The sequence below is a fragment of the Paenibacillus sp. P46E genome (assembly GCF_001909095.1).
Classification (GTDB): domain Bacteria; phylum Bacillota; class Bacilli; order Paenibacillales; family Paenibacillaceae; genus Paenibacillus_AQ; species Paenibacillus_AQ helianthi.
Genome location: NZ_LVYZ01000053.1, coordinates 30,431 through 52,729 on the forward strand (window position 1 = coordinate 30,431; position 22,299 = coordinate 52,729).

Sequence of the window (22,299 nt, forward strand, 5' to 3'; positions counted from 1 at the left end):
GTAAATGACCTTTCAGCGAGAAGTTGTGACAAAAAAATGACCTCTGAATAGTTCAGAGGCCCCTCAAAGGTTTCCGGGTCAAATGTCTTTCTTAACGAAAATCCGTAGTGAAATCAGATAAGAACAATACAGTAGAAATATGTAAGCCACACCGCCTATAGCCCACAATAAGATATGGCTTGAGGTTTGCGGGTGAATCCAATCGAGCAGAGCCGGAAACCGCTTTGCCAAATGAGATGTAGCCGTGATATTCAACATGATCAGCATGATAAAGGCAAAATTCACGATCTGCATCCCTTTTTGTCCCAGCCAGAAGTACAGCGGTAAATAAAAGGATGCAAGTACCGGGAAGGTTGCAATGGTCAATAGTAACTCTCTCCAGGCAACCGGTTCACTAATCTGCCCGGAAAAAACCCCGGCGAGGTAGAGCAGCAGCGTGCAGATCAGACTGATGATAGCATAGGGGATCAGACTTAAATATTTGGCTAGTACCAGCTGATGGCGGGGCACCGGGAGACTGATCTGAAACCGCTGGTTGTTATCCAGCACGTCCATAGCGCAGGCATTCAACAATATCAGCATTGCCGGAAGCAGGGCAAATACCGCGTAGGCATCAATATTCGTAAAACCCATAATGATATAGTATGGAATCAGCAGTAACAAAAACTTGCGGACCAGGAAGAAATCCTTACGGATCAAATAAATGGAGTTACGCATGTGCTTCACTTCCTTTTACGGTAAAATACATGATTTCCTCCAGCGTAGGGATCTCACAGATGGCGGTATCCTTGAAGTAGCGTTCGCCTTCCGCACGGTTACCGATCAGTCCTTCGAAGCCTACGGCTGTCTCACGAATACCAATGAACCAGCGCCGGACGTCCCGGTCAAGCAGTTCCCTCCCGCCTTTGACCAGCAGATATTTCTCCGTAAGAGATTCCTTCATCTCGTTAAAAACCAGCCGTCCGTCATTGATGAACACAATATAATCGGCAATACGGTCCAGATCCATTGTGTTATGTGTGGAGAAGAGAATAGACTTCTTCTCATCCTGGATGTGTTCACTAAGCAGCTCCAGCAGTTCTCTGCGGAAAATCGGGTCGAGCCCCGAAGTAGGCTCATCCATAATCAGCAGATCCGCATCGTGGGACAGGGCAATGGCAAGTGAGAATTTAATTTTCATCCCTTTCGACAGATCCTTGATCTTCTTATCCGGCGGGAGCTTGAATCTCTCCTGGTACTTCTGGTATACATCTTCATTCCAACGGCTGTAGAACGGAGCTATGATTGCCTTCATTTGTTTTACAGTTAGACGCTCGTAATATATATTTTCATCCGATACATAACCGATCCGGTCCTTGATAGCCGCCTGATGAAGCAGATGGTTCTGCCCGAACAGCTGAATTTCACCCTGATCCGGATAGACCATCCCCATGATCATTTGGATCAGGCTTGTTTTGCCCGCCCCATTCGGGCCGATCAGCCCTGTGATATACCCTTCCTTAATGCCGACCGTAATATCTCGCAGTTCAAACCGGTCATAGCTTTTGTTTATGCCTTCCAGCTGAATGACCTCACTCATTCTTTCTCCTCCTCATAGAGCAGTTTCAGCATCTCCGCAAGTTCCTTATATTCCATTCCCAAAAGCCTGCTCTCGTCAATAATCTCTTTCAGCTTGCCTTCCATAATCCGCAGCCGCTGCTCCCGGATGAACTCCTGATCTGCCCCGGATACAAATGAACCCTTCCCGACGATAGAATTAATCAGACCCTCCCGCTCCAGCTCCTCATAAGCCCGTTTTGTGGTGATCACGCTGATCTGCAGCTCTTTGGCTAGCTGGCGGATGGATGGCAGCGGCATCCCGGTAACCAGTTCACCCTGAAGAATCAGTTGGCGGACCTGACCCGCTATCTGGGCATAAATCGGCTCGCCGGATGTACTCGATATCAATATGTTCATGTTGCGGCATCAGCACCCTCTGTAATTACTGTAATTATTGTATATGTGTAATATATACACTATTTATTTGCTTGTCAAGATTCTCTCCATACGTTATAGCATGAGGTATCCTGATACCTCTTTATGGGAAAAGGTATGAATATGAGCTTTTATCAGACTTTTAACTGTTCACTAACGATTGGGAATTATAGTAGATCTAAAAGGGGATAATCCTTCCAATGCGCACAAAATGGTTCAAGCGGGGCTATGGGACTCTGATTGTTGTCTTCATTCTGCTGTTGATGCCCAAATATTCTTATAATGACCCTGACACATTCTGGCATATTGAACTCGGCCGTTACATGATTGCCCACCACACCGTGCTTCATCATGCCATCCATACCTTTTATAGTGACAAGCTGCCCTATATTCCCCATGAGTTCGGATTTCAGCTTCTTATTGCTCCTTTGTATCAGGCATTCGGTTGGCCGGGCATCTACCTGTTGACTGCCGTTTGCATCTTCTGGCTTATTATGGGACTGCTCCGTTTAGGGAAGGTTTCGCGCAAAGAACTGGGCCTGCCTGAGGAACATCCGCTCCTACTGCCTTTTGTACTGCTGATTACCGGCTGGATCTATTACAACTATTTCAAAGGGCGGCCGCAGATGATCTCTTCCGGGATGATTGTGTGGTTCTTCGTGTATATGCGGGAATTCCAACTGAAGACAAGTCTTAAAAATGCCACTGTGATGATACTCCTCTCCTGTGCAGTAGCCAATATTCACACCGGAGTATGGCTGGTGATTGCAGTGTTCACGGGCATGGCTGTGCTGGAATCATTGCTGGAGAAAAAACTGAATTTACGCCGTGCCGCAGTATTCATACTGGTCTGGCTCTCCGGACTTTTGAATCCGGCTGGTGCAAAGAGCTTGCTATATATCTTCACCGTAACCCATAATCACTTCAACATGCTCATCAACGAGTGGCAGCCGATCCAGTTCAACCGAATTGAGAATCTGCCTATTCTGCTGCTGCTGTTGTTTTTTGCGGTAACCCTTCCCTTTTCGCTCTACAAAAAGCCCTTCCGCTTCTTCCTGATGGCTGGCATTCTCTATTTGGGAGTAACCAATTTCAAGCAAAACCTGTTTATGTGGCTGTTTATTCCTTATTTCGCTGGCGTTTTCTTCGAAGTGGTACCGTATTTCCGCAGCCTCTCCCTGCGTCTTGGCCGGGGGACTCTGATGTTTGCACTGGCAGTAGGCCTTTCCCTTAATATCGTCTGTATTTTCACCGTACCGCCGGCAATCGATGCTAGCGCTTATCCTGTAAAAGAAATGGATTATGTCCTGGAACATGCGGCACAGGGTGTCAGACCTAGGGTGCTCTCCAGCTATGGATCATCCGGTTATGTCATGTACCGCGGTGGTGACGTGCTCTGTGACGGAAGGCAGGACCCTTTTATCACCAAAGCCTCTGCCGGACCGATGGGCTGGACCGCTTTTGAGCGTTCCATGTACGGTTTCTCGGAATACCTTCCCGATATTGTGAAGTTCGACCATCCCGACTTTTTAATCGTCAAAAACGACAGCTCCACGCGGCTTTATCAGGAATGGGTTAAGGCCTTTGGAGCACCGGTCTTTAAAGGAGAGTATGGCAGTGTATTTTCGTTATGAGAGGTTACAGGAAGCACCTCCTCCGACTCCATGCTGAACAGGCATAATCCGCATCATATAGAGGGAATATACCTGTTACTTTATTATCTATTGGAAGCTTGCGGAAGAACCCCTATTGTTGTATGGACAAATGTTGCAAATAGAACAAACCTGTTGTAGCCTGACAATAGTGCGTCTCATTCATTACATAAAGGTGGACCGGCCATGATTCCTGAGCATTATTCCTTTACCGCCGGCTTTAATCTGCTCCCCGAAGAGCAGGACCTTGCCGTTCTGTTCAGCGGTGAAGGCCAGCCATATCCCGGTCATAAAATCGGACCATCCGTTCATGATTATTATCTGATTCATACGGTGCTGGAGGGTGAGGGCTGCTTTCAGAGCAGCACTGTATCTCAGCAGTGCAGGTGCGGAGACACCTTCGTGATCTTTCCCGGCTCCCTCTTCAGCTATCAGGCGGATGAACGTAACCCGTGGCATTATGCCTGGGTTGCACTCCAAGGCACCGGTGTATCCGGGCTGCTGTCCGATATCGGCATTACAAAGGAGCGGCCGCTGCTTCAAACAGAGAATACCCTTGAACTACGCAGCTTGTACGAACGGATTCGTGTGTGCTTCCGGCAGTCTGCTTATCCACGGCTGGAGAGTCTGGAGGCTTCTGGATGGACGCGGCTCCTGCTTCACCATTTCGGACAAGACAACCTGGCTATCCTGCCTGCCAGACCCAAGGAAATGCCGGAAATCATCGACCGGCAGATTGACCAGGCCATCCGCTGGATCTCCCTGCAGTTCCATCAACAGATCAGCATAGATCATATGGCCGCCACGCTCGGTTACCATCGTGCGCATCTGTCCAAGGCTTTCAAACAGAAAACAGGCCTCTCCCCGAAGCAGTATCTGCTGAAGATGAGGATGGACAAAGCCAAAGGTCTGCTCTCAGGTACCCTCACCATTGATCAGGTAGCTTCATCTGTCGGCTTCAACGATGCACTCTATTTCTCCAGGCAGTTCCGCAAATTCAGCGGCATGTCACCCAGTGAATACCGCTCTATGCTGCGGCAGGACTAGAGCGTACGTAGCTGTTAAGCCGTGCGTTCTTTTCGCCGGCGCACCAGCCAGAGAATGATAAGAATAACGACAGCACCGCAAAGGATATAACTCACAGGGCGCATGTACTCCTCGACGATTGTCCAATGGTCTCCGAGGCGATATCCCAGATACACCAGAGCAATATTCCAGGGCAAGGACCCCAGAGCAGTGAAAAAAACAAATTTCCCGGGTTTCATCCCGGCAATTCCGGCGGGCAAAGAAATGAAGGTCCGAATAAACGGCAGCATCCGGGTGAAGAACACCGTACTTTCACCGTAACGGTCGAACCAGCGCTGGGACTGCTCCAGGTGGCGGGAATTAAAGAGAATATACTTGCCGTACTTTTCCAGTAATCTTCTGCCACCATGTGCCCCCACATAAAATGCGGCAATAGACCCGACGAGATTCCCGAGCACTCCGGCGGCCACCACCGCCGGAAATGACAACGAGCCTCTGGCAATCAATAATCCGCCGCTAAGCATAATGACTTCGCTGGGAATGGGAATACAGGCGCTCTCCAGTACCATCCCGATCCAGATTCCCCAGATCCCCAGCGTGTTAACAAGATTCAGAGCGGCATCCGTTATAGCGTTCAGTAATTGATGCATGCTATCCCTCCTTATCCTACCTTATTGCTCGTATCACACTTAAGAACCATTATTGGTTCTGGAGCTACTCTACAACGGGAAAAGACAGTGTGACTGCCGTTCCCTGTCCGGGTATGCTGGAGAGTGTTATGCTGCCGCTGTATCTCGCGACCAGGCGTTCTGCAATGGCGAGCCCCAGGCCGCTTCCGCCTTGTTCCCGGCTTCTTGACTTGTCCACGCGATAGAACCGCTGAAACAGCAGGGGTAAATCCTCCTCCGGCACTCCAATACCACAGTCTTCTACACGGATGTGAAGCCGGGACTCCTGCACAACTCCGTTTATTGTAATGGTTCGTGTAGCTCCCGAATATTTAACAGCATTATCCAACAGGATAAGCAAAATCTGCTCCAGATGATTTGGCACAATATGGATTACCGTACCGTCTATCTCATCGAGATTCTGAGTGAAATGGAAATCGGGATGCAGCAAAGCAAAATTCCGCAGGGTGTATTGAAGGGTATCTCTGGCTATGCAAGGAAAGTCATATTGCTCCCTGCTCTTCTCTTCTGCCCGCGTAAGCTCCAGTAGTTCATTGACAATCCCTTTCAGGCGGCCCAGCTCCTGCACCGATACATTCAGCGATTCTTCAAGAATCACCGGATCATGTTTGCCCCAACGGCTAAGCAGTGAAATATGCCCTTCAATGATAGAAATCGGTGTCCGTAATTCATGGGAAGCATCTTCAACAAACTGCTTTTGGCTATAAAAGGACGCTTCAAGCTGGTCCATCAGATCATTAAAAACCCTGGCAAGCTGAGCCAGCTCATCATTGCTGCCCGAGATGTGAACCCTCTCCTGCAGCCCTTTTTGCTTAATACTGGTCATTGTGTCTCTTAACGATTGAATGGGCCGCAGGAGCTGGCGGGACAAAAAAACTCCCCCGATCCCGCTGATAACGATAGCACCCAGCCAGCCGGCGATCATAACACCCAGCAGCAGATCACTTAGCTGATCAGAGCTTGCCAGGTTGTTCACGATTTCTATAGTTCCGCTAAACTTGGAAGTGCGCAGCGGACTTCTGACGATCAGAAGATGTTCTTCTTCATGCCAGATGCTGTCCGTGGTTGTCTTCGTTGAAACTTGCGGTTTCACCCACTCCTCCGGCAGTTGAGCAGATACGGTTAATACCGGATTACCACGGACATCCAGAATACGGATCAGCTGATGGTTCCCATTGATGCTCTCCATAAAAGAACGGCTGCCGGCAATTCTCTCAGCCGTTCCGTTCTCTGCCCGGAAATACCCTTGAATCTCCTCCATATTCTTGTGGAGAGCGATCTGCTCCTGATGTAACATCCAGCGGTTAATCACAAAATATTGCACCCCGTTGTAGCTTAGAAACAGTACACACAGCAAAATAGAGGACCAAATGGCCAGCATCCAACGGATGGACAGCCGCGACAGCAGTGTGGTGACTCTTCTCATTTACGGATCACATATCCCAAGCCGCGCAGAGTCTGTACAACACTGGGTTGTCCGGGTGAGTCGATTTTCCCTCTCAAATAGCTGATGTACACATCCACCACCTTCATTTCCACATCCGTTTCATAACCCCATACTGACTCCATCAGCTTCTCCCGGGTCATAACCCGGCCCATGTTCTGCATCAAAACCAATAGGATGTCGAATTCACGCTTCGTGAGCTCAACGGGTTCCCCGGCTTTGGTAAGGGTCCGGCCCAGCGCGTCGAGCTGAAGATCCTGGCATACGAGCAGATGCCCTTCCAATAGAGTGCCCGCTCTTCGCAGTAACGATCTCATACGTGCGAGCAGCTCCTCAATCGCAAATGGTTTGGCGATGTAATCATCGGCACCACTGTCCAGCCCGTTGATTTTATCGGACAATCCGGCCCGGGCTGTAATGATAATGACCGGAGTCTGCTTCACCTTGCGGATGCGCCGGCAGACCTCAATTCCGTTAAGGCCCGGCAGCATCAGGTCCAGCAATATTAAATCCCAGTTTTCTTCCTCTGCCAGCTTCAGACCGTTAATCCCATCCTGCGCCCGGGTAACCGAATAAGATACATGCTGCAGCTCCAGTTCAATGAAGCGGGCCAGATTCTTCTCATCCTCAATCAATAGTATTCTGTTCATATGTGATCCTCTCCAGGTGAACCCATTCATTCCTTCACTTCTATACAGCTACAACTAAGTGTACCTCTCCTTTCTTAAAGAATCATTAATTTATGAATGGTGAATTACTTAGGGGAGAATTTTTTCATTTAGTGCCTCTTTTTCAGTTGTGGACTCGTGAAGATTATCTACGGGTAGTCAAATTTACGCATAACAAAAAGGAGCATTGGGGGAAATGCTCCTTTTTGCCTTACATTTTCAAGTTGGTTACTGTGATCGCTGGGCCCAGATTGAATCCCAAACTTATAACTATAATTTACCATCAAAATTACATAAATACAAGTATTTCCTATCTACCCCATGGAAAATCTTTCGTCAATAGTCCTCATTCGTTATTGAGTTCTCTACAAAATAGCTACACAGTCATTTAGGTGTGATGTTCTTGTGTGGCTCCAGCATAACCAGCCCTTTGCAAAATTGAATGGACCACAGCCGTCTTCCCCTCGCAGTAAGCATCGATATCATACCGGAACTGTTCGGCTAGATCCAGCTTCACTTGTTCATATTCCCGTGCGGCTGATGGGTTGACCCGTAGATATTCGCGTAAAATAATATGCTCCTGATGCCCTTTACCGTCCTTTGGACACACGTACAGATGATATTTCATGAACCCGTCTTCCTGCTCCCGATTGAATGCCTCCCTGCCTTCGACACCGAGATTGCCTTGATGAACATATCCATATTGACTTAACCGCTCAACGATCACCGGGAAAACCTCATAGCTCTCCATCACCAAATCTATATCGATGATGGGTTTGGCCGACAATCCTTCAACTGAAGTGCTGCCGACATGTTCAACAGCCAGGATAAGATCACCGGTTATTTCAAGCAGCCATTCGCGCAATCTGCCGAACTCACTCTTCCATGCAGGATCATAAGGAACCACTTCAACAACCTTAGTTTTTTTAGCGATGCTGTTCACCTTCTTTACGTTTCATAATAGACCAGCATTGTATTGCACAACTATTATAGCAGGATCTGTCATTTAAGCTCGCACAATACTTTTTGCTCTTAGATGGATAAGATACTGGGATAAAATACAAAACACCGTCTCATACTAAGCTCGGAGAGATGGAGGTGAACGTCATGCCCAAAAACAGCGCCGATCCCAAACACGACCGCGCCAATAACCGTGCGGATAAGAAAAACAATCAGCAGAATCACGATCATCTCACCGAAGAACCACAAATGGTTAGCAACAATAAAGCTGCCGATTACGTGCCAAGCTTAAATGGTGTTACCAAAAATGAAACTTAGTTGACGGAAAGACTGCACCTCGTTGCTTTTGGACGAAAGTGCAGTCTTTTCATGTAACCATGTGGAACTGACTGCCTTGAACAGTAGCGATAGTCTATGTTCTAGATTCTCAGGCTGGAGGTGCCGGAGACATTGCAGGGTCGGGTGTTCAGCGTGCTCGCATCTCTGATGAGTGTAGCCCCCTTCTGCGACGACGGTGTTCTCACTTCAGCGGTTGTCTTCGGTCCGGCTCCAGTTATGCTTGCGGCGGGGTTGCTGGTACTCCTATTCAGTACTCTGACTGTACGGGGATTGAATCACATCAGGGAATATTCTTGAGGCCAAATGGAGGATTTTATAGTAATATAGAAGAAATGCCCGATTCTGGATTCTCAAACCGGACAGGAGGTGAACACAAATGATCCAGTACGACAGGATTATGGAGAAGCTGCGCATGAATCCGCTGAAAAATGTCACCTTGCTAAAAATGCTTACTGCACACCACCAAGTGATGGACAGTTATCTTATCGAGCAGGAGAACAATTGGGGTATTCTGCTGCTGCTGCCGGCTAATGCTTTCTCATATGATCTCAGAGCTTATCCCAATGCCAACACCATCGTGCTCTTGGATTACAGCAGCCCGGATCTGCTCCCGGCATTAATTGACCAGTTGCCCAAGGATGCCAGGCTTGTCTTCAAGCTTCAGGATGAATATAGTGTACTTGCACTTTCTGAACACTATTCGCTCAATAAAACCCGCTGTTTTTACTCCTACAGCACAACAGCCGCTCATTCCTTCGCCGAGGACAGGGATACAGTGCTCTGTGAACAGCCAGATGAAAGACTATTTCCGTTGTGGGCGGCAAATGGCTATTCCAGCGACGAAATCGGGCATTATTTTGCGGAAGGTGCTTTTTCCGTATCTCTTTTTGAAGGCGAATTTCCGCTGAGTACCTGTTTTGTTTTCCGTAATGAAGAACAGATCTGGGAAATCGGGGGTGTGCATACCGTTGAAGAAGGAAGGAACAAGGGATTGGCGAAGCGTGTGGTCCGCACAGCACTATTCCATACCCTGCACAGGGGTTACATCCCCAGATACCAGGTTCAGGACAATAATATTCCTTCCATTCGACTGGCGGAGTCTCTAGGTCTGCCGCTTGTTGTGAAGCTTACACACTGGATCAACTACATAGAACAGCCGATATAAATAATTACAAGTGGAAACGGCTTCGCCGTCCTTTTGAGGACGGTATCCGTTTCAGCGAGAAATAGAAGGATAATTTATCGCGTGAAACATAAAAATTCTTATCTTTGAACAAAGAGCACATCTCCGGTTGGAAAATATTATATAATACACTGGAGCCGTGGTACACAATACACATAAAAGGAGCTATCACATGAGTTATCAACCCCCGCCATTTGGAAATCAGGAATACTACACACAGCCACCCGCGCCCGCCAAAACAAACGGCAAATCCGTTGCCGCCCTGGTGCTGGGAATTTTATCGATCGTATCTCCTTATATTGGTCTGATCTTCGGGATTATTGCCATCATTCTCTCCGCCATTTCGCTCAAAGAGATCCGCACCCGTTATGAACAAGGCAAAGGAATGGCTATTGCCGGGCTGGTCTGCGGAATTGTAGGCACTATTATTTATGCGGTTATTATTGCTATCGTCGTTGTTGCAATTATTTTCTTTAATGACTATGATGGCGGCATTAATACCTTTAACAGCTTCAACAACATCTAACCTGTCCTATAAATCCTTATATTTTGAATATAAAAGGAAGCAGACACCGGTTTCGAAACCTGGTATCCGCTTCCTTTTTATGTTGCAGTATAGGTGGGGTGATTATTGCGGCGGCGTTCCTTTGCTCATCAGAATATTGATATTCTGCTGCTGGCGATACTCGGTAGGAGTTAACTGGTACCGTTTGCGGAACATCTGGGTGAAATGCTTCATGTCCTGATACCCTACACGCTCCGCGATCTCAGCCAGTTTCAATTTCGGATTAAGCAATAACAGCTTGGCCTGCTCCAGCCGCAGCGAAGTAACATACTCTTTGTAGCCCTGCCCGGTTTTTTGCTTGAACAGCTGACTGAAATAAGCCGGATTCAGGAAAACTACCGAAGCCATTTTTTCCAGGGACAAGTCTTCATAGAAATGCTCCTTGATATAATGCAGCGCCACATCGATTGCCTTCTCCCCGCTCCCCTTCATCGGTTCGAGCTCCAGTGCCTGCGAAGCCGAGGCTTCCCTCATCCGTTTGACGACCTGCGGAACAGTATTGAAATCATAGCTGAGGCCGGAGTGTATCATTTGAAACGGGATCTTTAAATAATGTGTGAGATGCTCCTTCACTTCATCCTGAAACTGCTGAATTGTGGCATCCTCCCGCAGGGTGATGAGTCCAAGCAGACTCTGGCGGTCATAGCTGACAACAAAGCCTCGTCCGTGCAGCTCAATAAGCTCAGACAGCACATTCTCGACGATGAAGTGCTCCAGCCGTATGCTTCTGTCCTCCGAATCCAGCTGCACCATCACCATATAGAAATGCTTATAATCTTCAATGAAGGGCTCAATGTCCAAATTACCGATATCGAGTCCTGAGGCTAAACGCTGAAAGACGCCTTCCCTCAGAAACCGCAGACTCGCTTTCAGCCGCTCTCCCTGCCGGGAAATATCATTGTCCTGCTCAATTTCAACGGTGAGATTAGTGATGATTTCCAGCAGCTTGCTCTTGCCAATGGGCTTAAGCAGATAATCCCTCGCCCCAAGTCGTACCGCCTCCTGGGCATAAGAGAACTCACTGTGCGCCGAGATCACGACCCATTTCACATAAGGGTACCGGCGCTTGGAGATCTTCATGAATTCAAGTCCGCTCATCCCTGGCATCAAAATATCCGTCAGAACGATGTGAATCCGCTGCTCTTCCATAATCTTGACGGCGTCTTCCGCCTTTGCCGCCACAAATACCTGATGATCCGGACTGATCTGTCCGATGGTTCGCATGATGCCTTCGCGGATTACTCTTTCATCATCGGCTACAAGAATATTCACGTGATGTTGTCTCCTTCCAACCTAATCGGCAGCACAATGGCAACCTGTGTCCCTTCTCCGGGAAAGCTCTGAATGTGCAGGCCATATTCCTCTCCGAACATATGCTGCAGGCGGCGGTGCAGATTCTGGAGCCCAATCCCGCCTTTGCTGCCTTCTTTGGGCCTATCCCCGTTCAGGGACTGAAGCAGGCGCTCCAGCTGCCCGGCAGTCATTCCATCGCCGTTGTCCTCCACAATCAATTGCAGAATTGAACCCTCTTCGCGTGTGTACACCTTCAGAATCCCTTGGCGGCTCAGGGATTCCAGACCATGCTTGACGGCGTTCTCAATAACCGGCTGCACTGTCATCTTCGGAACACGGATGTTCAGCCAGTGCTCGTCGATATCCATGACAATCTGCAGTCTTCCTTCCAAGCGGATAGAAATGATCTTCAGATAATGTCCAATCTGCTCCAGCTCTTCACGCAGGGTAACCTCGGCGGCATCCTCCCATTGGCTGCTGTACCGGAACATCGATGACAGGGAGAGCACCAGCTCGCCCAGCTGCTCATTTCCCTCCTCATCCAGCATCCAGTAAATCATATCCAGTGTGTTATAGAGGAAATGCGGATTGACCTGGGACTGCAGGGCATGCAGCTCTGCATTTTTTTCACTGACAGAGGACAGTTTCACGCGTTCAATCAGTTCTTCAATCCGCCGGACCATCCGGTTAAAGGAAGCTACGAGAATATTAATCTCCTGGTAGGAGGACACATTGACCATTCCCCGGAAGTTCCCGACCTCCACCTGCCTCATTTCGCGAATCAGCTTTTTTAGCGGTGAGGAGATTGTCAGAGATACAATAGACGCAATTAACGTCGAAACCAGAATTAGAATCGAGATGACAATCAGCAAATAGCGTTTCATCTCTTTCAATTCCACATTGAGATCCTTATCCGGTGTAATACTCATTACCCACCACCCGGAAAAAGACAGCTTAGAGGCCACAACGAGACGTCCCGCTTCCTGCCGGACACTCTGATTCTGAAAACTCTGTAAGGAAGGCAGCGTCCCCATCACCGGAGCCGGGTCTGTTGCTGAGGTCACAAACCGCCCATCCTCTGACATCAAGTACACCTGGCTGTGCGCACCCAGCTTAAGGTTCTCTAGCGCGTCAAGAACCGGCTGGGGATTCGTCTCATAGAGAACAATACCGATCGGCTTATGCTCATTCAGATCATAGATTTGCCGGCCAAAAGCAAACACCGGGCTATCCTCCACCTGGTCGATTAACGAATGCTGATATACGCCGAGCCAGACCATTTTGCCGGAAGAGGCTTGAAGCTGTTTGTACCAATCCTGACTGTGGTATTTCGGATCGACGACATTCATATAGTTCCCGTAATTATAAATCTTGCCCTTGTCTGTAATGACGTGGATGCCCACCAGATCATCCCGCGAATAAAATATGGAACCGATAATATTGGTGATAGTCTGCTCATTAATGTAGGCTACCGCCGGTTCATCCGTTGTTTCATTAATCAATCGAATCATCTCGAAGTTGTTGCTGAGTGATTTGGACAGAGAATCGTACCCTTTGTAGAGCAGGCTGAACAGCCCGGCCGTCTGGGAGACGTTCTTTTGCGACAAATCACTGATCTTCTCATGCAATTGCACGGTAGTCCGGTTATAGTACAGCAGGCTGACAATAAGCAGAATACTGGACATGCAAAAAAGAAACAGCAAGAACAACCGATGATGGATGGAATGAAAGCCGCTTTTCATAGGACTCTCTCCTTTCAACACCCTGTCCTGCCGTTTCCTATTATAGATCTATCCCATTTTTATTTGCAACGATGATTAGCCTTTAACCGCTCCTGCAACCATACCTTTGGTAATTTTGTTGGACAGGAAGAAGTAGATCAGGATAACCGGCAGCGCGCCCATGACCAGGAATGCCCCGATGTTGCCGTAATTTACGGAATACTGGCTAACAAACGTGTATACCCCGAATGGCAATGTTTTTAGCTTCTCGGAGGAAATAAAGGTTGCCGCCAGGATGTATTCATTCCAGATATTGATAAAGGTCAGGATACATACAGTCATTACCGGCGGAATAGACACCGGAAGAATAATGCTGCGGAAGATCCGGTATACGCTTGCTCCATCAATAAATGCTGATTCCTCTATCTCGTGGGGGATATCTCTCATGAACCCGGAAAGGATGAAGACAGCAATCGGTGTAGAGAAAGCAACATAAGGCAGGATCAGCGACAAATGAGTGTTCAGAACGTGAATATTCTTGAAAATAATCATCAGCGGCAGCAGTGTCGCCTGCATCGGAATCATCATGCCCATCAGGAAGATCGTCATAACGACATTGCCGTATTTCCAGCGGAAACGCGAAATGGCATAAGCCACCATGGAAGCCAGCACGATAACACAGATCATTGTAATGCCGGTAACGAACACACTGTTGGACAAGTATTTCAGATAGCTGCCTGAAGTATAGGCTTCACTGTAGTTATGCCATTGAAAGGTTTTGGGGAAGGAGAAAAAGCTGCCATCCATAATTTCTTCATTGGTTTTCAGTGAATAGAGTAATAGCCAGAGCAAAGGATATAACTGGGTCACCACAGGAATTGCGAAAAGAAGATACACGATTCCTTTTTTGAATTTTCGCATGATCGCGCACTCCTTTTCTAATTGAATCTACGTTCAATTCTATTGAATATGGTATTGATAAATCCGGTAAAGACCAGACAGACTATAACCAGGAAGCTGGCAATCGCACTGCCGTATCCATACTTCAAAGACATAAATGAACTGTTGTACATATGTGTGGAGATAACATCGGTTGCGTGAGCCGGACCACCGGCGGTCATAACCATAACCAGATCGAAGGCCTGCAGGGAACCGATAAACGCCAGTACAATCGATATTTTAAAGATCGGGACGATCAGCGGAAGTGTGATGTAGCGATCCGCTTTGAATCCGTCCGCCCCGTCAATTTTGGCCGCTTCATAAAGCTCATCGGGAATATTCTGCACCCCTGTGTACTGAATCAGCAGATGATAACCGAAGAACTGCCATAGGGATACGAGATAAAGAGCGAACATCGCAATTTTGGGCTCGGTCAGCCAGTTGTGTGTCCAACTGTCCAGTCCCAGAGAAATCAGAACACCGTTGAGCATACCGCCCATGGATGCCGGGTTGTATATCGTTTTCCACAATTGTCCAATGATTACGACAGAAAGAATAACCGGTGTGAAGTAGATCGAAACCAGTGTATTTCCTCTTTTGACATAACGGTTAAGCAAAATAGCCATTCCCAGGCAAAGTGGAATTTCCAGCATGGAAGCTACGGCATATAGCAAGGTTCTTCTTACAGACGGCCAGAACACCGGGTCATTGAAGAACATATCTTTGAAATTGCCGAATCCGACAAATGTGGCAGACGTAAGTCCGTCCCATTTCAATAAACCTGTATACAGTGAAACCAGTATGGGTATAAACACAAGGCACACGTACAAGAACAGACACGGCAACACGAAGACGGCTATTGTGCGTGCTGGCACCTTCAGTACTTTCATCTTTCCCGCCTCCTAAACAAGCAGATTCTTTGTCTATAGTAGATGTTATGATTCATTGATAAATTTCGGTGCGAAGAAGCCAGGTTCAGCTTGCTTCGCACCGAGAGTGAACGATGATTGTGGCTGCTTATTTATTAGCTTCGAAGGCGGTTTGATGTTCTTTGGCTACCGCAGCGGAATCCATTTTCTGCACGAACAGGTTCTGGATACTGCTCAAGTGTACCTGCGAGGTGGCCGGATTCATCGTGTTGTCAAACGAAAGGTCGCCGCCCTTAACTTGGTTGAACAGACCGGCAATGGTAATCGCCAGATCGGAGTAACCGGCTGCTTTCAAATCGCCGTCAACCTTTTGACCCAAACCTACAGCATTTTTCAATTCAAATTGTTTCTTAGGCAGATTGCTGGCGAAGAAGTTGAGGAAATCTTTGGTTTCCTGCAGGTGCTCGCTGTTAGCAGATATTGCAAATGCACTTCCTGGTGCAAGCATGAATTGGTTAGGGTCGCCTTTGCCGTTAACTGTAGGGAATTGGAATGCTCCTACTTTACCAGCTACGGACGAAGCATCAACTGCGCCTGTTTCCCAAGATCCGATAACCCACATAGCCGCTTTACCGGATTTGAAGATGTTACCGCCGGCATTGGCATCGATGGAAGTTGCGCCGTCAGGGAACGCGCCTGCTTGAACCAACTGTTGGAAAGCATCTACTGCTTCTACGAAAGCAGGATCTTCAAAGGTTTTCTTGCCATCCATTACGTCCTGCAGGAAGCCAGGGCCACCGTTCGTGCGAAGCAGGATATTCATGAACAAGAAGGAACCTGTCCAGGAATCTTTTTCACCGATTGCCAGTGGGGTGATGCCTTTATCTTTGAGGATCTTTACATCTTTAAGCATTTCTTCAAAGGTAGTTGGTGTGTTAGCGATACCAGCCTTTGCGAATAAATCTTTGTTGTAATAAACCACTTCGATGTTATTACCATCCGGCAGCGCGTATACATTGCCATTAAAACTGTAGTAGTCCAGCAGCCCCGATTGATATGTGTCTTTGAGTCCGTTCTGGTCCAGCATATCATTCAGCGGAGCGAACAGTCCGGCATCTACAAACGGTTTCATTTGTGCGGCCGGGTTAACGATTGTGATATCAGGTACTTCTTTGGAAGCCGCTTGCGTTTTGAGCTTCACTTTTTGCTGGTCTGTGTTCAGCGTATCCAGTTCAATCTTGACATTTGGATGTTCTTTTTCATACTGAGCACTCAGCTCATGCACCATTTTGTAGGACGGTGTGGTTGGATCGGGATAAATGTTCTGGAAGGTGATGGTTACCTTCTTGTCACTCTTCGTTGTATTTGTTGCTGTTCCGCTGTTAGTGCTGTCAGGTTTTGCACTTGACGCTGCGTTATTCTTGCTGTTGTCGTTCGAGTTGCCGCATGCCGCAACGCTTAAAGCCATTGCTGCTGTTAGTGCGACGGTGAATGTTGTCTTCATTTGTCTGTTGACCATGAATCAATGCCCCCTGTGTTCGTGATAGGTTTATTATCTTCTGATTAAGCGCTTCCAACAAGGTAGGAACTGCAGAAATAAGGTTTGTTTTTTCTAGGTATACCAAAAAAATACTCCTGTGCTCAGCAGCAGGAGTTGTTGGAATTTCGAATCTATTCATTAACAGGCTTTGCTATAAATAGCATGGACAGAGCTTCTTGCTGCTTCAGCAAGATTTCTTTATTCCGTTCTCCCCCACTGCTTCAGCACCTCTACCAGCCCTGGAACATCCAGCCCGTCGAGCGAAAAAGCTTTTCGCAGCAGGTCATGCGGAATGAATTCATCGTATTTACCTAGGTACGGTGCTTCATCCGGCCCCAAGAGCGCGATCGGATTGGAAGCAGCGGCGGCCTCTGCGATAATCTCCTGCTCCAGAGTCTCAGCATCTGTTTTTCCGGCAACAACCATATAATAAGGCTCCATGGGGGTTACCGAACGTAATCCCAGCGGGCCTCTGAGATTATTCTTCAGCAGCCGTTCCAGGGTACGGAACTGCCGGCTTCCGGCCCAAGGGAGAATGAACATCGAATCTCCGCCTGCAGGAAGCACAGAATGCTTAAGCAGTCCGCTCTCCTTGGCCAGGCGGCGGGCCCGTTCCAGTCTTGCGGCCGCACTGGGTGCCAGATAGGGGTACAGCACCGTAGCTCCCAGTACTTCACGAATCTTGGTCATAATGCGGGTGTGCACATCCCCTCCAGCACCTAGCCATAAGGTATCGACCTTACCGCGCGAGCCTTTGACATACACAGCCTTATGGCGGTTGTCTACCTCTTCAACCTTCCAGAGCTTGCCCGCAAGTGTGAAACAGTACCCTGGCGGCGGCACTGTGGTAATCGAACCGATCTCCTCAGTGCCGTTATAGACAACATGCTCCTCGTCGTCTTTGAATACGGCATAGAACCGGAAGTTATTGACGATCTTCTCCCCCGCCAGCCCGATTAGCAGACTTCCCTCATCCATAGACTCAATATGGCCCATACCGATCATATATTCCATGAACGCATCATAATCGGCAGGCTCAATACTGCTGAACGAAGGCAGGCTAAGTACCGCTGCTTTTAGATCCTCCGGCTCGGCTTCGCCCATACTCTTCAGTATGCTCATCGTCTGATGGTAGAGCAGCCCGACAGGAAGCTGCCGTACGACCAGCGGCTCGACCCACTTCTCGCGCACATAGAGTTCGATGACCGCAATAGCCCTCAGCAGCGTCCACGGCATCCGCGCAGGAAGCTGCGCCTCCTCGTCCTCTTCCTCCGGCGTGACGAAGATCATTTCCGAGGCGGCGTCTCCCCTTCGTCCGGAGCGGCCAAGCCGCTGCACAAAGCTGGCGCAGCTGTAGGGCGCTCCAAGCTGCAGTACGCGCTCCAGTTCCCCAAGGTCAATGCCTAGCTCCAGCGTCAGCGTAGCTGCCGCCACCGCCGGACCACTTCCCTGACGGAGCGCAGCCTCCGTCTCTTCACGCAGCATCGCGGAGATGCTTCCGTGATGTACATGGAACACATCGCGCTCCCCCCGCTTCGCCGCAAGCCGCCGCATCTCCAGGATCGCCTCCTCAGCATCGGATCGGCTGTTCGTGAAGATGAGTGCCTTCTTCGAATGTGTATGGTCGTAGATGAAACCATAATACGCCTGGCGCGCCCGCTCCAGATGTTCGGCCTGTACCTCGTCCCGTGCGTCCGGGAAGGAAAAATGTTCGACACTGAGGCGCAGCTTGCGCCCGCCCTGCGGTGCGGAGACCTCCACACTCTCGCGGGTACCGGCGGCCAGCCATTCCGTTACGGATGCGTAGTCGCTAAGTGTGGCAGATAGACCGATTCGCCGCGGGTGGCAGCCCGACATCCGGTTGATCCGGGCAAGCTGGCTGAGCACCTGGATACCGCGGTCAGCCCCCATAAAGGCATGCACTTCATCGACTATAATGAAGCGAAGATCATGGAACAACGCAGGAATGGCGTTGGGACGGTTCATGAGCAGCCCCTCCAGGGATTCCGGTGTAATCTGCAGCACACCGGAGGGGTTCTGCATCAGCTTCGTCTTGTCTGCCTGCGGTACATCCCCATGCCAGTGCCAGACGGGAATATTCCCTTCGCGCAGTAAATCATTCAGCCGGGTGAATTGGTCGTTGATCAGCGCCTTAAGCGGCGCTATGTAGAGAATACCTACCGAAGCTGAAGGATCTTCATACAGCTGGGTAAGCGCCGGGAAGAACGCCGCTTCCGTCTTGCCGGAAGCTGTGCCGGAGGCTATCAGCAGATGATGCGATGTATCGAACAGCACTCGGCAGGCATCCACCTGGGCCTCACGCAGTGTCTCCCAGCGGTTCTTATAGATAAACTCCTTAATAAACGGAGCCAGCCTGTAAAACGGATTGCTGCTCATAGGTCAAACTCCGCCAGAAATCCGTCCAGCTCGTTCGTCTCTGTTTCAGCAGGCTTTACCGTCCGCTCGCCAACAAGCTTCTCAAACGATATTTCCGGATGCTGATGCAACGTATGCAGCAGGTCCATGAAATCGCGCACCACCTCGCGCGCGGTGAGCAACTCTTCCGCACCCAGACGGCCTACGGCCTCTTCCATGAAATGTACGAGCTGTTCCTGCGTAAGCTTGGCCTCATAACCGTAGTGAAGGGCATGAATGTCCCTCAGCTTTTGCAGCAGCACCAGAATTTCCTCGTGAGAGAGCATGTCCAGTGATATAATTGGCCCGGTAAAATTATTAAGACCCGTCCCGCCATAACGTCCAGCTACAAGCCTTGACCGCAGCGCTTCATAACTGAACAGCCCGCGGCGTCCGTCTTCGACGAATTGCGGTGTCCCCCCAATAAAGATCCCCAGCCGTTCCGCCTTACCCTGCATGGTGTCGTTGAACATGGTCAACAACTTCTCATAATTGCTCTGGCGCGAAATACTGTTGGTGATCTTATATAAGTTAACCCCTTCATCAATAAACAGCAGCAGCCCTTGATACCCGATAGCCCCCGTGAATTCAGCCCATAGCTTCATATAATCATACCAGTTGTCATCGTCGATAATGACACCTACGCCAAGCGCCTTGCGCGCTTCGGTACGGGTGGCGAACTCGCCGCGCAGCCAGCGCAGGGAATCCTGCTTGAGTTCATCATCGGCAAGCTTATGACCGTTCCAATAAGCGGCTAACACCTTGGCAAAATCAAAACCGTGTACAAGCCCGCGCATTTCCGAAGCCACAGTGAATATTCTCTGTTCCACCTCTTCACCGAGCTGCGGGGCGTCCGGGCCATAGCCCTTCTCCTGCATCACAGCTTGCTGCAAGTTAACGATCCACTTCTGGAGGATCATCTCCAGCGCTCCGCCGTCCGGGCGTGTACGCGTGGACAGATGGCTCATTAGCTCTTTATATGTAGCTAGTCCCTGCCCTTTGGTTCCTACCAGGCGCCTTTCCGGGGACAGGTCGGCGTCCGCCACTACAAAGTCCCGGTCCATGGCGTAGTTGCGGATAATCTGCAGCAGGAAGCTTTTGCCGCTGCCGAATTTACCGGTAATCAACTTGAAGGCTGCGCCGCCTTCCGCGATATTTTCCATATCACGAAGTATGGCCTCGACCTCGGGCCGGCGGCCAACCGCGATATGCTCCAGTCCAATACGCGGAACAACACCCGCTGTCAGTGAGTTCATCAGCGCAGTGGTCATCCGTTTTGGTATCTTCAGTACACTCATCAATCATTCACCCCACCCAAGTATTGCAGCAACGGCATAAATTCCTCGTTGAGCTCTTCTTCATCGATCAGCAGATCGCCCAGAAGATCCATCGCAGTCTCATTGATTCCATCGAACAGCAGTTCAGTCATCGTTCCACCGGCCGCAGCCAGATTGTTCACCACATTCATTCCTTTACCTTCTGCCAGAGCACGAACGACAGCCCATTCAAGCGGAGTCAGCGCAGCAGCGAACTGTTGTAAGATTGCAGCAGTACCATTATCCGCATCAGGACGGGCCTCAGCCATAGCGCTGCTTTCTTCTATAATAAAAGAAGCTTCGCAATCCGCAGAGCAATTCTCCTCCTCAGACACATGCAATTCCGCGAGTCCCGGCAACTCCTCTTCTGCCTCTGGAAGCCGATCCAACATCAGCTCGTTTTCCTCTACCGTAAGCAGTGTCCGCACGATGTCGGAATCGCTTTGAAGCTGCTTCAGCTTCCGGGGGTCAATGATAACCGCCGGGCCCTTTTCCTTCTGCTCTTCCTTCCGGAATTCACGCTGCAGAAACCGGGTGACCAGGTCTTCCATATCAGCATCAACCTTTACATCCTTTAACCTACCCCGGTAGCCCAGCAGCGCGCGCAGCTTATTCTCCGTCAGCCGGAACAGCCTGGTGATCAGACTGCGTAGTGGAGGAGATTTACTTATCCGCACCACTGGCACAAGTACAGAATATCCATATAACGAAATGTCGTACACCGCACTACGGAACAGATAACGCTCCCGCACGACTGCCGTACCCGGAGGGAACATTCCGATCAGATTGGAGCCATGCTTGCGGGCTACGTATGCATCAATCAGCGCAACCACCAGCGGGATATAACGTTCTGCCGCGGCTTTACCTTCACCTACATAAAATTTGGATTTGCTGATATCGTAATCCGACATGACGGTCAATACTTCAAAAGACAGCTGCTCCGGTGCAGAGGTCAAACAGCGCATTAGCTCAAGCTCAGCCAGATCACCAGCAAGACCGCGCGATCGGGCTACAATACCAGACAGCGGAACCTCCAGATGATGCACAAATGAGAAATCTGCAATCCATCCGCCCAGGTATTGATCCAGTCTTTTATATTGATCCCTGTAAGCTTCCCATAACAGATTCAGCTGCCGGTATCCTTCCTGAGGCTCGTCCCAGCCCACACCATTGATCAGCTCATAGACATGGAGAAAGATATAGGACAGATCCGTCTTTGGATACCTGCCCTGTCTGACCTCATCCCGCCAAAAGAAATACCATCTGCTCTGCGCTCCGGTCATGTGCCCGTAGGTCGGCCAGTAGCTTTTGAAAGGAACAAACAGTGCTGCTGCTTCCTTATGATCCGCCAGTTCCCTGGCCCGGACGACAAACTGGCTCTCCGTTGTAGTTACCGGCTCCTGAGTTTCTTCCATATCCCATAGCTGAAGCTGCACAGTTGATTCCACCGGAGTCTTTTTCTTGGGCATGACCGCTGGTGCCTTTGGAACCCCGGCCTCTGCTGAAGCACGTGGAGGAATCGGCACATTCTGCTCTGTGCTCTCCCACACCAGTTCTGTAAAATGCGGCTCTTTCCCGTCTCTTCTCAACTCTCCCACCCCCATTCCGGTCTTACGAAAAAACGGTCCTGTTCACAGAAGTGAAGGAACCGTTTGTGTTCTTCTGGTATGAAGTAACGCTGTCTGCATCTTACTATTAATATTAGC

At 49.4% G+C, this 22,299-nt stretch carries 21 protein-coding genes; 6 read left to right on the plus strand and 15 right to left on the minus strand.

Translation table 11 applies throughout. From position 1 onward, the window contains the following. Positions 1-78: 78 nt before the first annotated feature. Genes A3849_RS20080 through A3849_RS20090 form a run of 3 tightly spaced genes read right to left on the minus strand, consistent with a single transcriptional unit; the run spans position 79 to position 1,956 of the window. Complete coding sequence (locus A3849_RS20080; protein ID WP_074113010.1) at positions 79-717, minus strand: ABC-2 transporter permease; 639 nt, start codon at positions 715-717, stop codon at positions 79-81. Next, positions 710-1,579 carry an ABC transporter ATP-binding protein gene (locus A3849_RS20085; protein ID WP_074113011.1) on the minus strand — a complete coding sequence of 290 codons (870 nt, stop codon included), beginning with the start codon at positions 1,577-1,579 and terminating at the stop codon, positions 710-712. The genes A3849_RS20080 and A3849_RS20085 overlap by 8 nt, the downstream gene beginning before the upstream one ends. Beyond that, positions 1,576-1,956, minus strand: coding sequence for a GntR family transcriptional regulator (locus tag A3849_RS20090; protein WP_074113012.1), 381 nt, complete (start codon positions 1,954-1,956; stop codon positions 1,576-1,578). Before A3849_RS20090 ends, A3849_RS20085 begins: the two co-directional genes overlap by 4 nt. 218 nt (positions 1,957-2,174) lie before the next feature. Between A3849_RS20090 and A3849_RS20095 the strand changes: the two genes are divergently transcribed. Further along, the gene (locus tag A3849_RS20095) at positions 2,175-3,608 is read left to right on the plus strand and encodes a hypothetical protein (RefSeq protein ID WP_074113013.1); all 1,434 of its coding nucleotides are present in this window, start codon (positions 2,175-2,177) and stop codon (positions 3,606-3,608) included. Positions 3,609-3,812: 204 nt separating this feature from the next. After that, positions 3,813-4,673: an AraC family transcriptional regulator gene (locus tag A3849_RS20100; RefSeq protein ID WP_074113014.1), complete on the plus strand. Its 861-nt coding sequence runs from the start codon at positions 3,813-3,815 to the stop codon at positions 4,671-4,673. 14 nt (positions 4,674-4,687) lie between these two features. Here the strand turns inward: A3849_RS20100 and A3849_RS20105 are convergent, their stop codons facing one another. From A3849_RS20105 to A3849_RS20120, 4 genes are all read right to left on the minus strand, one after another. Then, the gene (locus tag A3849_RS20105; RefSeq protein ID WP_074113015.1) at positions 4,688-5,302 is read right to left on the minus strand and encodes a DedA family protein; all 615 of its coding nucleotides are present in this window, start codon (positions 5,300-5,302) and stop codon (positions 4,688-4,690) included. Between the two features lie 64 nt (positions 5,303-5,366). Continuing rightward, entirely contained in the window at positions 5,367-6,767 is a 1,401-nt protein-coding gene (locus A3849_RS20110; RefSeq protein WP_074113016.1) for a HAMP domain-containing sensor histidine kinase, read from the minus strand. Next, on the minus strand, positions 6,764-7,435 hold the full coding sequence (locus tag A3849_RS20115; protein WP_074113017.1) for a response regulator transcription factor: 672 nt from the start codon (positions 7,433-7,435) through the stop codon (positions 6,764-6,766). The genes A3849_RS20110 and A3849_RS20115 overlap by 4 nt, the downstream gene beginning before the upstream one ends. Positions 7,436-7,841: 406 nt before the next feature. Further along, the gene (locus A3849_RS20120) at positions 7,842-8,396 is read right to left on the minus strand and encodes a GrpB family protein (RefSeq protein WP_256700828.1); all 555 of its coding nucleotides are present in this window, start codon (positions 8,394-8,396) and stop codon (positions 7,842-7,844) included. A gap of 164 nt (positions 8,397-8,560) precedes the next feature. Here A3849_RS20120 and A3849_RS33005 point away from each other — a divergent pair, with 164 nt between their 5' ends. The 4 genes from A3849_RS33005 to A3849_RS20130 all read left to right on the plus strand — a co-directional run bounded on the left by A3849_RS33005 (position 8,561) and on the right by A3849_RS20130 (position 10,461). Then, on the plus strand, positions 8,561-8,731 hold the full coding sequence (locus A3849_RS33005; protein ID WP_167374780.1) for a hypothetical protein: 171 nt from the start codon (positions 8,561-8,563) through the stop codon (positions 8,729-8,731). 132 nt (positions 8,732-8,863) lie between these two features. After that, positions 8,864-9,049, plus strand: a complete 186-nt coding sequence (locus A3849_RS32480) for a hypothetical protein (protein ID WP_143191869.1) — start codon at positions 8,864-8,866, stop codon at positions 9,047-9,049. Positions 9,050-9,128: 79 nt separating this feature from the next. After that, positions 9,129-9,917, plus strand: coding sequence for a GNAT family N-acetyltransferase (locus A3849_RS20125; RefSeq protein WP_074113018.1), 789 nt, complete (start codon positions 9,129-9,131; stop codon positions 9,915-9,917). 190 nt (positions 9,918-10,107) lie between these two features. Beyond that, positions 10,108-10,461, plus strand: coding sequence for a DUF4190 domain-containing protein (locus tag A3849_RS20130; RefSeq protein ID WP_074113019.1), 354 nt, complete (start codon positions 10,108-10,110; stop codon positions 10,459-10,461). A 102-nt stretch (positions 10,462-10,563) separates the two neighbouring features. Here A3849_RS20130 and A3849_RS20135 read toward each other — a convergent pair whose 3' ends face one another. From A3849_RS20135 to A3849_RS20170, 8 genes are all read right to left on the minus strand, one after another. Beyond that, on the minus strand, positions 10,564-11,772 hold the full coding sequence (locus A3849_RS20135) for a response regulator (RefSeq protein ID WP_074113020.1): 1,209 nt from the start codon (positions 11,770-11,772) through the stop codon (positions 10,564-10,566). Continuing rightward, entirely contained in the window at positions 11,769-13,535 is a 1,767-nt protein-coding gene (locus A3849_RS20140) for a cache domain-containing sensor histidine kinase (RefSeq protein ID WP_074113021.1), read from the minus strand. The genes A3849_RS20135 and A3849_RS20140 overlap by 4 nt, the downstream gene beginning before the upstream one ends. A 75-nt stretch (positions 13,536-13,610) precedes the next feature. Further along, entirely contained in the window at positions 13,611-14,435 is an 825-nt protein-coding gene (locus tag A3849_RS20145) for a carbohydrate ABC transporter permease (protein ID WP_074113022.1), read from the minus strand. A gap of 17 nt (positions 14,436-14,452) precedes the next feature. Further along, positions 14,453-15,343, minus strand: a complete 891-nt coding sequence (locus A3849_RS20150) for a carbohydrate ABC transporter permease (RefSeq protein ID WP_074113023.1) — start codon at positions 15,341-15,343, stop codon at positions 14,453-14,455. 127 nt (positions 15,344-15,470) lie between these two features. Further along, positions 15,471-16,841, minus strand: a complete 1,371-nt coding sequence (locus tag A3849_RS20155; RefSeq protein WP_083613600.1) for a sugar ABC transporter substrate-binding protein — start codon at positions 16,839-16,841, stop codon at positions 15,471-15,473. Positions 16,842-17,060: 219 nt separating this feature from the next. Then, positions 17,061-19,259: a DEAD/DEAH box helicase gene (locus A3849_RS20160; protein ID WP_074113024.1), complete on the minus strand. Its 2,199-nt coding sequence runs from the start codon at positions 19,257-19,259 to the stop codon at positions 17,061-17,063. Next, the gene (locus tag A3849_RS20165) at positions 19,256-20,575 is read right to left on the minus strand and encodes an ATP-binding protein (RefSeq protein WP_074113025.1); all 1,320 of its coding nucleotides are present in this window, start codon (positions 20,573-20,575) and stop codon (positions 19,256-19,258) included. The genes A3849_RS20160 and A3849_RS20165 overlap by 4 nt, the downstream gene beginning before the upstream one ends. Next, entirely contained in the window at positions 20,575-22,182 is a 1,608-nt protein-coding gene (locus tag A3849_RS20170; protein WP_074113026.1) for a TerB N-terminal domain-containing protein, read from the minus strand. Before A3849_RS20170 ends, A3849_RS20165 begins: the two co-directional genes overlap by 1 nt. Between the last annotated feature and the right edge of the window lie 117 nt (positions 22,183-22,299).

Bases quoted from the DNA above. Each gene is read 5' to 3' on its own strand.
- A3849_RS20080 (WP_074113010.1), bottom strand. From the start codon at position 717: ATGCGTAACTCCATTTATTTGATCCGTAAGGATTTCTTCCTGGTCCGC.
- A3849_RS20085 (WP_074113011.1), bottom strand. From the start codon at position 1,579: ATGAGTGAGGTCATTCAGCTGGAAGGCATAAACAAAAGCTATGACCGG.
- A3849_RS20090 (WP_074113012.1), bottom strand. From the start codon at position 1,956: ATGAACATATTGATATCGAGTACATCCGGCGAGCCGATTTATGCCCAG.
- A3849_RS20095 (WP_074113013.1), top strand. From the start codon at position 2,175: ATGCGCACAAAATGGTTCAAGCGGGGCTATGGGACTCTGATTGTTGTC.
- A3849_RS20100 (WP_074113014.1), top strand. From the start codon at position 3,813: ATGATTCCTGAGCATTATTCCTTTACCGCCGGCTTTAATCTGCTCCCC.
- A3849_RS20105 (WP_074113015.1), bottom strand. From the start codon at position 5,302: ATGCATCAATTACTGAACGCTATAACGGATGCCGCTCTGAATCTTGTT.
- A3849_RS20110 (WP_074113016.1), bottom strand. From the start codon at position 6,767: ATGAGAAGAGTCACCACACTGCTGTCGCGGCTGTCCATCCGTTGGATG.
- A3849_RS20115 (WP_074113017.1), bottom strand. From the start codon at position 7,435: ATGAACAGAATACTATTGATTGAGGATGAGAAGAATCTGGCCCGCTTC.
- A3849_RS33005 (WP_167374780.1), top strand. From the start codon at position 8,561: ATGCCCAAAAACAGCGCCGATCCCAAACACGACCGCGCCAATAACCGT.
- A3849_RS20125 (WP_074113018.1), top strand. From the start codon at position 9,129: ATGATCCAGTACGACAGGATTATGGAGAAGCTGCGCATGAATCCGCTG.
- A3849_RS20130 (WP_074113019.1), top strand. From the start codon at position 10,108: ATGAGTTATCAACCCCCGCCATTTGGAAATCAGGAATACTACACACAG.
- A3849_RS20140 (WP_074113021.1), bottom strand. From the start codon at position 13,535: ATGAAAAGCGGCTTTCATTCCATCCATCATCGGTTGTTCTTGCTGTTT.
- A3849_RS20145 (WP_074113022.1), bottom strand. From the start codon at position 14,435: ATGCGAAAATTCAAAAAAGGAATCGTGTATCTTCTTTTCGCAATTCCT.
- A3849_RS20150 (WP_074113023.1), bottom strand. From the start codon at position 15,343: ATGAAAGTACTGAAGGTGCCAGCACGCACAATAGCCGTCTTCGTGTTG.
- A3849_RS20155 (WP_083613600.1), bottom strand. From the start codon at position 16,841: ATGGTCAACAGACAAATGAAGACAACATTCACCGTCGCACTAACAGCA.
- A3849_RS20160 (WP_074113024.1), bottom strand. From the start codon at position 19,259: ATGAGCAGCAATCCGTTTTACAGGCTGGCTCCGTTTATTAAGGAGTTT.
- A3849_RS20165 (WP_074113025.1), bottom strand. From the start codon at position 20,575: ATGAGTGTACTGAAGATACCAAAACGGATGACCACTGCGCTGATGAAC.